We start from the raw sequence: 12,842 nt of genomic DNA on the forward strand, positions 1-12,842 counted from the left end.
GGAGAATGAACAATCCTGTCATTGAAATAAAGAACGTTACCAAATCTTACGAACCAGAGAGCAAGGCGCTGATTAATGTTTCGCTGGAAATTTCACAAGGGGCATTTGTTACAATAATCGGCCCTAGCGGTTGTGGAAAAACCACATTGTTGCGCCTGATGAATGGTATGACTGGTATTGATTCGGGAAGGATTATAGTGATGGGTGAAAATCTGGATAATTGGGACAAAATTCAACTCCGTCGGGAGATAGGTTATGTCATTCAACAAGGTGGTCTTTTTCCACACCTCACCGTCAGGCAGAATATCGCTTTCGTTTTAAGCATTTCATCGGTTGAAAAACAAGCGAGCGAAAAACGGGTGAACGAATTGGCGGAAATAATGGGTTTTGATGAACGTCAGCTAAATGCGTTTCCTTCTGAATTAAGTGGTGGTCAGCAGCAAAGGGTCGGAGTTGCCCGGGCCCTGGCATCGCAACCCGAAATTGTTTTGATGGACGAACCTTTTGGAGCTCTCGATAACATTACCCGCCGAAACCTGCAACATGAAATCAAGGAAATGCACCAGAAATTGAAAATCACGTTTATCATGGTTACCCACGATTTAAACGAAGCATTTACGCTGGGGACCCATGTTGTCATTATGAATAAAGGAGAAATCGAACAAGTTGATACGCCCGGGAATATTCAGCAAAAACCGGTCAATAAATGGGTGAAAGAATTTATAACTTTTTAAATATGGAAAAAATGAACAATTGGAAATTATTATCCCGCGAATTCAACAACGATTTGGTTTATTGGAACCTGCTGCTGTTCGACGAAAAAAAAGAGGGCGCCTTTCTGGCAGCGAATTTCTGGATGGCCCAGTACTGGATCATGCGGAAAAATGTTGAGAAAAGTAAAAGATACATCGATGCTGCGTTAAAATACCAAAATGATTTGGGGCTGTTTGCCGAGGAAGCCGACCCCGGTTCCGATACCATGCTCGGAAATATTCCCCAGAGTTTTGTGCATGCTTCCTGCATTGGAGCAATCATAGATTTTAACAATACTTTCGAAAATAATTCAATAGGTATAGGCGTTTAGACCGCCCAATAAATTAATAATGGCTACTTTTGTAGCATGAATGAAAGAAATCAATTTAAAGGAGTGAACTCAATTAAATTCAATAAAACATTTTCGACAGATGAAGATTGTTATCGGTACTTGGCAGGGATCAAGTGGAACGAAACAGAATTCCATTGTAAAAAATGTGGCCATACAAAATACTGCAAAGGCGTTAAGCCATTTTCAAGACGATGTATGAAATGTAAATATGATGAAAGTCCAACAGCCGGGACTCAGTTTGATAAATGTAAATTCCCATTACTACTGGCTTTTCACATAGCATTCAAAATAAGTACAAAGAAGAAAGGAATGTCTTCGTTGGAATTATCTCGAGAGTTTGAACTTCGTCAGAAGACTTGTTGGGAATTCAAATGGAAAATCCAACAAGCTATGCAAAGCAGTAAATTGCATCCTATCAACGGGATAGTTCATGTAGATGAATTCTATATCGGCGGACCAGAAGAAGGAAAACCAGGCCGGAGTAAAGGGGATAAAAAGCTTGTCATTGTTGCCTTAGAAATAGTCAAAGGCGGGGTTGGACGTGCTTACGCCCAAGTTATCAGCGATGCTTCGAATACTTCGTTTAAACCATTTTTTGAAACATACATTAGCAAGGATGCAAAAATCGTCACTGATGTATGGAAAGGATATATTCCTCTAAAAAAAGATTACCCAAATATGGAACAAATGAAATCAGAGAAGGGCAAAAATTTTCCAGATCTCCATTTTCACATTATGAATATAAAGGGATGGCTAAGAGGAATTCACCAACATTGCAGTGAAGAACGACTTCAAGGATACCTTGATGAGTTTCATTTTAGGCACAATAGACGATCAAATATGGAGACAATCTTCGATGTACTCATAAGAAGGATGGTTTATTCTAAGCCTATTCGCTTACAATCAGTTGATTAACCTGGGATGTCTAAACGCCTATACCTATAATTCAAAAACGAAATAAAACAAGATGAAGAAATTTGATGCAATTATTATCGGCTCAGGCCAGGCCGGTACACCACTGGCATTTAAACTGGCCGCTGAAGGGAATAAAGTAGCTTTTATTGAAAAAAAGCATTTTGGAGGAACGTGTGTAAATGATGGGTGCACTCCTACAAAAGCCTATGTGGCCAGCGCCCGCCGTATTTGGGATGCCTGTAATGGAGCTGCCCTTGGAGTAAATATACCGGAAGGTGCATCGGCTGACCTGAAAAAAATAAAAAGCCGTAAGGATAAAATTGTGCAGGAATCGGTTGACGGAATAAGTTCCGGCGTGGAAAAGGAAGAAAACATCACTTTTTTTGAAGGCGAGGCCCGTTTCTCAGGAGAAAAAACTATTGAAGTAAACAGCGAAGAAATCACCGCTTCTGAAATTTACATCAATACCGGGGCCAGACCGGTTATTCCTGAGCCTTTCAGAAAGCTGAATTACCTGACCAACGAATCCATTTTGCAACTGGAAGAATTGCCGGAACACCTGGTGATTGTCGGCGGGAGTTACATCGGGCTGGAGTTTGGCCAAATGTTCCGGAGGTTTGGGAGCAAAGTAACTATTATTGAAAAAGGGCCCTCCATTATTGGCCGCGAGGACAAGGAAATCAGTGAAAACATTCAGGAATTTTTACAGGATGAAGGCATTGAATTCCGTCTGAATGCCAAATGTATCGGGGGCACGCAAAACGCAGATAATTCAGTCACCTTGAAACTGGACTGCAAAGAAGGGGGCCCGGAAGTGACCGGTTCGCATCTGCTGATTGGTGTGGGACGCAAACCCAATACCGATTCTTTGAATTTGCAGGCTGCCGGAATTAAAATCGGCGACCGCGGATACATTAAGGTGAACGACTTTCTGGAAACGAACGTGAAAGGCGTTTTTGCCCTGGGCGACTGCAACGGGGAAGGAGCGTTTACACACACTTCGTATAACGACTATGAAATTATTGTCGCCAACAAATTCAGTAATATAAACCGCAGAATTTCGGACCGGGTTATGACATATAACCTGTACACTGACCCGCCGTTGGGGCGCGCCGGAATGACCCGCAAGGCAGCCCTTGCAAAAGGATATAAAATTATGGAAGCAACAATGCCCATGAGCAGGGTAGCAAGAGCCAGAGAAAAAGGTGAAACCAATGGGATGATGCAGGTCATTGTCAATGCTGAAAACCAAAAAATACTCGGTGCATCCATTCTGGGCGTAGGCGGAGATGAAATTATCAACAGCATTTTACTGATTATGTATGCTGATGTTCCTTACACCGTACTGAAAAATGCGGTAATTTCTCATCCTACCGTATCAGAATTGTTACCCACTTTGCTTAAAGGATTAAAAGAAATATAACACCAAATGGAAATACAGTATTTTTCTACATTAACCTGCCCTGAATGTGGCCACCCGAAAACAGAAGAAATGCCCACTGATGGCTGCCAGTTTTTTTACGAATGTGAAAACTGTAAAACCGTTTTACGACCGAAACCCGGCGACTGCTGCGTTTATTGCTCGTATGGAACCGTGAAATGTCCGTCGAAACAGGGAGAATAATTAAATTCAAAAATAAATCAGATTTTTTTGTCTTTTTGTCAGGAATATGTAAGCCCTGCGACTATTAAAACGTATTTCCTAAATTTTAAAGTTTATTCCGCTATGAGAAAATTGAAAGTATTACGTTTTTCAGCATTTATTGGCGTTGTGGCTTTTATCAGCGCCTGCCAGGAATCGTTAATTCAAAATGAACAGGAAGTCGCCCTAAAAAAAGCATCACGCACTTTTCCTGAAAATTACTCTTCGGCAAATTACCCTAACCTGGTAGAATTTACTAAAAGGAAAGTTCAGAAACAGGGCTGGTATATGAAGTGTTGCCCGGACCGGCAGCTTTAAATCCGGATATGTCCCCGACACCGTTTTCAAACAAAACTCTAATTACAGATGGTTCATATCAGTTTAAAGTCGCCGACTTAACTCCTGAAGATTCAGAAGATTCCCGGGATACAGTAAAATCTGTCAATATTCAGTTTACCGGAAGTGATGGCACTGCTTATCTGATAGATGAAATAAAGGTAATCCACAAACCTTTGGGAGCCGGCGACCACACCTTTTTTGGAGGAGTTGGTTTGAACAAGCTGATGCACGGAAATACTGGAATAGGAACTCCATTAATGCCCAAATTGTTTTCATACATTACGCTCTGGGGAAAAACCGACCTGAAAAATGCGGCAACAGGAGAAGTTATTGCCTCCAACAGAATTATTCATATCATGACTTCCACCAACGTACGTGATGAAAATCTTGATTTGATTACCAGTGTTAAAGAGGACGCTTCGGATTATAACATAAAAAATGCCCAGACACATATCATACTTCCGCCGCAGGATATGCAAGGCAACATGAATCCCGTTCCGGGTACAGCCCATGGATTTCTACACATGATGTTTGAAAATGTTAAACTCAGTGGAGGCGAAAGAGATTGGAAATTAGCTTATGAAGTGCTTCCCGGTCCTGCCGCCATTAATCCCGAAATGTCACCTACTCCATTCTCCAATAGAATTGGAATAGGTGCAGGTTTTTATAAACTCCACGTAAGAGACCTGACAGTAGAAGATTCTGAAAATTCGAAAGATGCCGTATTGCAATTTAACCTCACATACAAAAGGCAAAATGGCGAAACATTTACGATTGGAAACATCAATGTCATTCATAAGCAGGAAGGCAGTGGCGACCATACCTTCTTTGGGGGTGTTGGACAAAACAAGGTCATGCACGGCAACACTGGTATTGGAAACGGATTTATGCCTAAATTGACTTCATACATTACCCTTTGGGGAACGGCTGATCTAAAAGATGGGAATGGTAATTTATTAGCTGAAAACCGGATGATCCATATAATGGTTTCCGGGAAAGTAAGAGATGAAAATTTGAACTTAATTACAAGCGTGGATGAAGACCTGTCTGATTTAAGCCCTGACAAAATCGAAACTCATGTTATTTTACCACCGCAGGATTTGGATGGGAATAAGAGTCCTGTTCCCGGAACAGGCCATGGATTTTTGCATCTTATGTTTGAGAGTGTTGATTTGAAAAGGTAAATACACACTCAGCTTTAACATAGAGACTTTTCTTAAAGATTAGCATTTTAGATAAATCAGGAAAATTCTTGAGAAATTTATTTCAGCTTCTGCAAGATAATATTTTGTATTTTGCAGGAGTTGAAGTAATTCATTTGTAACGAACCAAACCCAACTAAAAACCGCCGCTAAAAAAGCGGCTGCGCGCCTTGAAATCATCGAGATGCTTTCGCAGGGCGAAAAAAGCGTGGAAGGTATTGTGGCATTAACCAACCTGACGGTAGCGAACGCCTCGCAACATTTGCAGGTTTTAAAAAACAACAACATCGTAAAGTCACAAAAAGAAGGTCATTACGTTTATTACTCACTTGTTAATGACGAATTTCTGGCACTTTATCAACACATTACAAAATTTGACGTTTCTGAAATCGCCGAACTGGAAAAAACCTAGCAATAAATATGAAAACACCAATTTATCTTGATTATAACGCTACCACTCCCATTGCCCCGGAAGTAGCTGAAGAAATGTTGCCTTATATCCGGTCGCATTTCGGAAATCCTTCCAGCGGCTATGACGCAGGCCGACAAAACAAGGAAGCCATTGAAAAGGCACGGGTGCAGGTGGCAAATCTTATCGGCGCTTTACCTGAAGAAATTATTTTCACCAGCGGGGGCACCGAATCGAACAATCATGCGATTCGCGGGGCTGTTTTTGCCAATTCTGAAAAAGGGAAACACATCATCACCTCGCAAACAGAACATCCGGCAGTGATGGAGGTTTGCAACTACCTGGAAAAACAGGGTTACGAAATTACCTGGCTCCCGGTTGATTCTTTCGGGAAGGTAAACCCGGCGGATGTTGAAAAGGCGGTTCGCCCCGATACGGCGCTGATTTCCATTATGCACGCCAACAACGAAGTGGGCACCATTCAGCCCATAAAAGAAATTGCAGCCATTGCCCGTCAATATAACATCTTTTTTCATACCGATGCAGCTCAATCGGTTGGAAAAATAATGACCGGTGTAACTGAACTGCGTGTTGATTTGCTTTCCATCGCGGGGCATAAATTATATGCTCCCAAAGGCATCGGCGCTTTGTACATCCGGGATGGGGTAAAGCTGGAAAACCTGATTTTTGGTGCAGGGCAGGAACATGGATTACGTCCCGGAACTGAAAATGTACCGTACATTGTTGCACTTGGAAAAGCCTGTGAACTGGCCAAAGAAAATCTGGGAACCAACAACCGCCACCTGTTTCAAATGCGGCAACGGCTGTTGGATGGCTTAAAAGAAAAATGCCGGACAACCATTAAACTGAATGCCGACCTGGAAAATTGCCTGCCCAACACGTTAAGCGTCCCCTTTGAAAATGTGGATGCGCACGCCCTTGCTTCGCTGGTCAGTAAAAAAGTCCTGTTTTCAACCGGTTCGGCCTGCCATGCCGATTCGGTCGAAATTTCACCGGTGCTGAAAGCCATGCAGGTAAATCCGCGGACAGCCGCTGGTACGGTGCGCATTTCAACCGGGAAATATACCACCATAGAAGAAGTTGACTACGCAGTAGAGGCTATTTCAGAAATTGTTAATAAACTTTTATAAATCAAATATTTAACTCAACTTTTATGAAAGAATCAATTTTTGCCTTTGCATTTATGCTGATGTTAATTTCAACCAACTTTCCAGCGAAATCAAACCCAAAGTTGTCTTCAGTTAATATGTGGGTCGTGTGCCGAAGCTCGCGGTTTAAAGAATGCTGAGCTTATTGCAGATACGGAAATCAGCACCATGGCAGAATTAACCGAATGGGTGGTTGACAGTGACAAAGTGATAACTTTTTAAATTACTTCATTTGTTTTTGAAACTTTGACCTTCTTACATTTGATATATTCAAAGCGATTGCTTAGTTTTGTTTCCGATTTCAATTGAATATGCCAAGAAATAAAACATACGATGATGAACTGGTTTTAGAAAAAGCGATGAACGTATTCTGGGTTCATGGCTATGAGGCCACTTCGGTAAGGTTGCTGGAAAAGGAAATGGGCATCAACCAGTTTTCGATTTATTCATCATTTAAAAATAAAAAGAACCTGTTTATAAACGCTTTACGCAAATACCGCGAGTTTGTCATCAAAAGCAGGTTTCATCCCCTTTTGCAGGAAGGAGCAGGTTTTGCAGAACTGGAAAAATTTCTGCTCAGCGCCGCTACCTCAACGAAAGGCAAGGAAGATAAAAAAGGTTGCCTCGTGGTAAATACTGCCGGTGAACTGGGCTACAAAGATCCTGATGTTGCAAGCGAACTGAATATCTATTACGATTTTATCCGCAATATGATTTTGAAGGTATTGAAAAATGCCGTAAAAAAAGGTGAAATTCCTGCAAATACAGATATTGAAAAACAGGCCAGTTTTTTCCTCGGTGTAATGCAGGGGATTTCGGTTGCAGGCAAAACAATGGAGAAGGAACGGTTAAAAGACTTCATTGAAGTGGCATTGAAACAAATCAGATAATTTTTTTAACTATTATTCTAAGCATGTGCTTAGAATAAATGAGTGCAGTATAAAAAGCCTTTTGACCCCTAAATCCCCTAAAGGGGACTTTTTCAAACTGCTGATTTTTAGCAGTTCCCCTTTAGGGGTCAGGGGTAAAAATGGTAGAAATCAGCAGTTTGAAGGCTTTTTAGACTGCACTCATAAATAAAAACAATAATTATGACACAATTTAAATTGCACACCCTCGAATCGGCTCCTGAAGGTTCAAAAGAAATTCTGGAAGCTGCCTTAAAACAAAACGGATTTGTCCCGAACCTATACGGAATTATGGCCGAATCGCCCGAAGTGCTGAAAGCCTACACTCAAATGAACCAGCTCTTCAATGAAACCTCCTTAAGTCCGGTAGAAAAGAATATCGTATGGCTAACGGTTAGTTATCATAACAGTTGCCATTACTGTATGGCTATCCATTCGATGGCCGCTAAAATGTTCAAAGTGCCCGAGGTTATGATTGAAGCACTGCGAAACAACAAACCGCTCAACGATGCCAAACTTGAAGCACTCAGAAAATTTACCGCCTTACTGGTGGAAAAACGCGGGTGGGCTTCCGATGATGAAGTTCAGGAATTTCTGGAAGCTGGCTTTTCCCAAAAAAATGTACTGGAAATAATTGTTGGCATTGGCCAAAAGATAATAAGTAACTATGTAAACCACCTTGCACATACTCCTCTTGACAAGCAAATTGAAGCTTTTAAGTGGGAGGCACGCTCTTAATAATAACTAAAAAAGAAAAATGAAAAACATAACTTTAATTTTACTTTATATGGTATTTACAGTAATTTCAGCAAGTGCCCAGTTACCGGATAAAGCTGAAGATATCTCACCTTTATTAAACGGCGAAACATTGCCTGATGCTGTTTTAAAAGCGCCCGATGGCAGCGAACATAACCTGCAGGAAATACTCAGGCAAAAACCCTCTGTAGTTTTATTTTACCGTGGCGGTTGGTGCCCCTTTTGTAATGCCCACCTGGCTGAAATTCAGGGTGTACAAAATGAGGTAGTGAACCTTGGCTACCAGATTGTTGCCATCAGCCCCGATTCGCCCGAAAATTTGCAGGTTACCGATGAAAAACATAACCTGGCATACAGCCTCTATTCCGATGCTAACGGAAAACTTATTAAAGCAATCGGCATCGCATTTAAAGCGCCTGAACGGTATTCCGGGATGCTTTCTGAAAAATCGGACGGATTAAACGATGGTTTTTTGCCCGTGCCTTCTGTTTTTGTTACAGACACCAGTGGAAAAATCGCGTTTGAATACATTAATCCTGATTATAAAACAAGGTTATCGGGCGGACTCTTACTTGCTGTTTTGAAAGAATTAAAAAAAGAACAGAAAAAGTAAAGAAATATGGCTATAACTCTCGCATTTGATGTTTACGGCACCTTAATTAATACGAATGGTATTTCAAGCTTGGTTAAAACTTTGGTTGGCGACAAGACCATAAGCTTTATGGACTCCTGGCGGGCAAAGCAACTTGAATATACGTTTCGTCGGGGGCTGATGAAAAATTATGTTGACTTTTCCGAATGTACCAGGAATGCCCTTGATTTTACCTGCGAAGTATTGAAATGCCATCTTCAACCTGAAGAAAGGAACCGTTTAATGCGCGAATACAAGGTTTTACCAGCATTTGCCGACGTTCGTGAAAGTCTGGAGAAACTAAAATCGGCTAACGTGCGCTTGTTTGCGTTTTAAAACGGAAGCGCCTCCGATATTGACATCTTACTAAGAAATGCGGATATACTGTATTTCTTTGAAGATATTGTTAGTGTTGAAGATGTGAAAACTTTCAAGCCAAATCCTGCCGTTTACGAACATTTTTTGCTAAAATCAAAATCTCCTAAGGTAGATACATGGCTTATATCAGGAAATTCTTTTGATGTTATCGGCGCAATTTCTTTCGGAATGAATTCGGCTTGGGTACGACGAAACCCGGATGCTGTTTTTAATACGTGGAATATTCAACCCACAAGAACAATCAGTAGTTTGCAAGAACTCATCCCTATTTTCAACATTTAATCAAAAAACATTTAAAAATGAAAACCAAAATTTTCTTCGTCTTATTTACATTTCTTTCCACTCTTATAGCACATTGCCTTTTCGTACCTCAAAGTCAATAAGCTAAGCCAACACACCTGAACAAAAGACAGCCACTCCAATGCGCCCCAAAATAAACAATCCAAAGCTATGATTACATAACAGCTTCTTATGGAAACAGCCCCACAGTCCCTCCCAGACCAAAGCTGGACTTGCACCACTTAGCTATTTACCATGCACGGCACACCAAAAAAAGCCTCACATACCGTGAGGCTCAAATCTTAATGAATATGTCGTTTAAACTTACTTACGCAAGTTTAACATTTACCGCATTCAATCCTTTTCTTCCTTCTTGCAAATCGAAGGTTACTTCGTCATTTTCCTGGATTTCATCAACCAATCCGGTTACATGCACAAAATACTCATTGTTTGATTCTTCGTCTTTAATGAAGCCAAAACCTTTGGTGTCATTAAAAAATTTTACTGTTCCTTTATTCATTGTTATTTATTTAATACGCCGCAATATACGCATTGTATCCGAAAACAAAACACCATCTTTTATTTTCTCAAAAATAATTTCAACAAAAAAACACTTAATCATTCATTATCAGCCACATAAAAACAAAATATTTTTTCGCCACTTTTCATAATAAGCTGTATGATTGCGCGTTAACACAAACGCAAAAATCATAACATGAGAAAATTCATGCCCCTCCCACCCTTTTCTTTGTAAATTTCTCGTCCAAAACCTGTCATTTGTAATGAAGTCCTTTTCCACACGGCCAAAACCAGACTCAAAATCATGCCTAAAACTAATGAATAAAAGCTCCTTTTCAGGAGATTATGTGCCAGTGGCAAACATTAATGGCGCCGGATTGTTTGCATTGTTGCCGATAACCCGACACCTTGATGACAAGATATTTATTCATCATTGATTTTAAAGTTGAGAACGTATGAAAAGATTACTTTATCTCTTAGTGATGGCCTTTCTCTTTACTGCTGAGGCAGCGTTTCCGCAGAAAAGCGCGTTTACCATCGCCGATTTGTACAAAGTGCGTCACGTGGGCGCTCCCGTAGTTTCGCCTGATGGCATGCGTGTGGCTTTCACCGTTACCGATTACGATATGCCGAAAGGTAAATCGATGGCCGACATCTACGTGATGAACGCCGACGGCAGCAACATTACCCCGGTAACCACCAATCACAAAGAAAATTACAACCCCATCTGGACCAGCGACAGCAAAAACCTCTATTATGTGTCAGCTGCATCGGGAACTCCGCAAATGGTACATTATTCATTTGCAACCAAAAAGTCAGAACAGGTAACCGATTTCCCGATGGGTGTAGATGCCCCGGTATTGTCGCCCAACAACAAACTGATTGCCTTTTCGGCAGAAGTATATCCCGATTGCGGCGCCAACAGCAAATGCAACGCACGCTACGACTCACTTTCGCACAATGGGCCCATCCAGGCCTATGTAGCCGATCACCTGCTCTTCCGTCACTGGACCCATTACGCTAAGGGTAAATATTCCCACATCATTGTATTCGACACCGAAACCCAAGAGTACACCGATGTTACACCTGGTAAATTTGCATCGCCTGTGTTTATGTTGGGTGGCGGCGTTGGTTACAACTTCTCGCCCGACAGTAAAGAAATTTGCTACGCATCGAAACACGGAGATCACCCCGAGGCATCGACCAACAGCGACCTGTTTGTTGTTCCGGTAACGGGTGGAGAAGCCAAAAACATTACCCAAGAAAACAAAGCATGGGACGGATGGCCCATCTATTCGCCCGACGGCAAATACATTGCTTACCGTACCCAGCGTATTCCGGGATACGAATCGGCGAAATTCAACATTGCGCTCTATAACCGGGCAACCGGCGAAACGAAGATCATCACCAAAGACGTTGATAACTGGGTGGATGACTTTAAATGGGCCCCCGACTCCAAATCAATTTTCTTTTCAGCAGAGCAAGAAGGAGGAGAACCGGTTTACATGGTCGATCTGGCTTCGGACGTTATCACCCCTGTTTCGGGACAACGTTCCATTTACGGTTTCGATGTAGCCGGCAACGGATACCTGTACTACCTGGCTACCACCATCGACAAACCGGCTGAACTCTTCCGCATGAAAACCAAAGGCGGCACCGAAGAACAGCTGACCAATTTCAACAAAGAACTGTTGTCGAGAGTAGATTTCCGCCCGGCGGAAAAGATGTGGGTAACCGGCGCCGACAACAAGCAGGTACAGGTATTCATTGTGAAGCCGCACAACTTCGACCCATCGAAAAAATATCCGCTCATCCTGAACGTTCACGGAGGACCACAGGGACAGTGGATGGATTCGTTCCGCGGCGACTGGCAGGTATATCCCGGAGCCGGTTACGTGGTGGCATTTGCCAACCCGCACGGTTCAACCGGACGCGGACAGGCTTACACCCGCGAAATTTCGGGTGACTGGGGCGGCAAACCGTTCGAGGACCTGATGAAGGTAACTGACGCACTGGCTAAACTGTCGTATGTCGATTCAACCCGCATGGGAGCCATGGGATGGTCGTACGGAGGTTATATGATGAATTGGTTCCAGGCCAAGACCAAGCGTTTCAAGTGTTTGGCTTCGATGATGGGACTCTACGACCTGCGTTCGATGTGGGGGGCAACCGAAGAACTTTGGTTCCCGAACTTCGACCTGAAAGGACAACCCTGGAATTCGTACCTGTACAAGAAATTCTCTCCTTCGGAATACGTGAAGAATTTCGTTACACCGACACTCATCATCACCGGCCAGAAGGATTTCCGTGTACCGTACACCCAGAGTATTCAATATTTCAGTACACTGCAAACACTGGGCATTCCGTCGCGCCTGATCATCTTCAAAAACGACGGCCACTGGCCCAACCGCGTGAAATCGATGCCGCTGTACTACGATGCGCACCTCGACTGGTTCCACAAGTACCTGGGCGGTCCTGCCGCACCGTACGATGTGCACAAAATGTCGCTCAACCAGAGTTTCACCGACGATAAGTGATGGGGAAATGAATGTTGTTCCGGAAGTTATTTTGATAGATAGGTAAAGAAGGA

The 12,842-nt window shown here is 42.4% G+C and carries 16 protein-coding genes and 1 pseudogene; 16 read left to right on the forward strand and 1 reads right to left on the reverse strand.

The features are described from left to right. Window positions 1-5: 5 nt before the first annotated feature. The 15 genes and pseudogenes from GJU82_RS05100 to GJU82_RS17900 all read left to right on the forward strand — a co-directional run bounded on the left by GJU82_RS05100 (window position 6) and on the right by GJU82_RS17900 (window position 9,736). A complete protein-coding gene (locus GJU82_RS05100; protein ID WP_153631162.1) occupies window positions 6-734 on the forward strand; it encodes an ABC transporter ATP-binding protein in 729 nt (242 codons plus the stop codon). Between the two features lie 11 nt (window positions 735-745). Then, window positions 746-1,084, forward strand: a complete 339-nt coding sequence (locus GJU82_RS05105) for a glycoside hydrolase family 15 protein (RefSeq protein ID WP_153631163.1) — start codon at window positions 746-748, stop codon at window positions 1,082-1,084. 36 nt (window positions 1,085-1,120) lie between these two features. Then, entirely contained in the window at window positions 1,121-2,020 is a 900-nt protein-coding gene (locus tag GJU82_RS05110) for an IS1595 family transposase (protein ID WP_153631109.1), read from the forward strand. Window positions 2,021-2,072: 52 nt separating this feature from the next. After that, entirely contained in the window at window positions 2,073-3,443 is a 1,371-nt protein-coding gene (locus GJU82_RS05115) for an FAD-containing oxidoreductase (RefSeq protein ID WP_153631164.1), read from the forward strand. A 6-nt stretch (window positions 3,444-3,449) separates the two neighbouring features. Further along, window positions 3,450-3,644, forward strand: a complete 195-nt coding sequence (locus GJU82_RS17760; RefSeq protein WP_153631165.1) for a GDCCVxC domain-containing (seleno)protein — start codon at window positions 3,450-3,452, stop codon at window positions 3,642-3,644. Window positions 3,645-3,746: 102 nt separating this feature from the next. Next, complete coding sequence (locus tag GJU82_RS05125) at window positions 3,747-3,980, forward strand: hypothetical protein (RefSeq protein WP_153631166.1); 234 nt, start codon at window positions 3,747-3,749, stop codon at window positions 3,978-3,980. Between the two features lie 8 nt (window positions 3,981-3,988). Next, complete coding sequence (locus tag GJU82_RS05130) at window positions 3,989-5,185, forward strand: hypothetical protein (RefSeq protein ID WP_153631167.1); 1,197 nt, start codon at window positions 3,989-3,991, stop codon at window positions 5,183-5,185. 190 nt (window positions 5,186-5,375) lie between these two features. Further along, a pseudogene (locus tag GJU82_RS05135) lies at window positions 5,376-5,615 on the forward strand (ArsR/SmtB family transcription factor); the annotation flags it as partial. Between the two features lie 8 nt (window positions 5,616-5,623). Then, entirely contained in the window at window positions 5,624-6,763 is a 1,140-nt protein-coding gene (locus GJU82_RS05140) for a cysteine desulfurase family protein (RefSeq protein WP_153631169.1), read from the forward strand. Between the two features lie 114 nt (window positions 6,764-6,877). Beyond that, a complete protein-coding gene (locus tag GJU82_RS05145) occupies window positions 6,878-7,003 on the forward strand; it encodes a DsrE family protein (RefSeq protein WP_153633310.1) in 126 nt (41 codons plus the stop codon). A gap of 89 nt (window positions 7,004-7,092) precedes the next feature. Continuing rightward, a complete protein-coding gene (locus tag GJU82_RS05150; protein WP_153631170.1) occupies window positions 7,093-7,671 on the forward strand; it encodes a TetR/AcrR family transcriptional regulator in 579 nt (192 codons plus the stop codon). Between the two features lie 201 nt (window positions 7,672-7,872). Then, window positions 7,873-8,427: a carboxymuconolactone decarboxylase family protein gene (locus GJU82_RS05155; protein ID WP_153631171.1), complete on the forward strand. Its 555-nt coding sequence runs from the start codon at window positions 7,873-7,875 to the stop codon at window positions 8,425-8,427. A gap of 19 nt (window positions 8,428-8,446) precedes the next feature. Further along, a complete protein-coding gene (locus GJU82_RS05160; RefSeq protein WP_153631172.1) occupies window positions 8,447-9,058 on the forward strand; it encodes a peroxiredoxin-like family protein in 612 nt (203 codons plus the stop codon). A 6-nt stretch (window positions 9,059-9,064) separates the two neighbouring features. Further along, window positions 9,065-9,412 carry an HAD-IA family hydrolase gene (locus GJU82_RS17380; RefSeq protein ID WP_228488573.1) on the forward strand — a complete coding sequence of 116 codons (348 nt, stop codon included), beginning with the start codon at window positions 9,065-9,067 and terminating at the stop codon, window positions 9,410-9,412. Between the two features lie 18 nt (window positions 9,413-9,430). Continuing rightward, a complete protein-coding gene (locus GJU82_RS17900; RefSeq protein WP_373921454.1) occupies window positions 9,431-9,736 on the forward strand; it encodes an HAD hydrolase-like protein in 306 nt (101 codons plus the stop codon). Between the two features lie 325 nt (window positions 9,737-10,061). Here the strand turns inward: GJU82_RS17900 and GJU82_RS05170 are convergent, their stop codons facing one another. After that, window positions 10,062-10,253, reverse strand: coding sequence for a cold-shock protein (locus GJU82_RS05170; protein WP_025865958.1), 192 nt, complete (start codon window positions 10,251-10,253; stop codon window positions 10,062-10,064). Between the two features lie 454 nt (window positions 10,254-10,707). On the opposite strand from GJU82_RS05170, the gene GJU82_RS05175 reads away from it, so the two are divergent. Beyond that, window positions 10,708-12,789: a S9 family peptidase gene (locus GJU82_RS05175; protein WP_153631173.1), complete on the forward strand. Its 2,082-nt coding sequence runs from the start codon at window positions 10,708-10,710 to the stop codon at window positions 12,787-12,789. Window positions 12,790-12,842: the final 53 nt, after the last annotated feature.

Origin of the sequence: Prolixibacter sp. SD074, from assembly GCF_009617895.1 — a bacterium.
Lineage (GTDB): Bacteria > Bacteroidota > Bacteroidia > Bacteroidales > Prolixibacteraceae > Prolixibacter.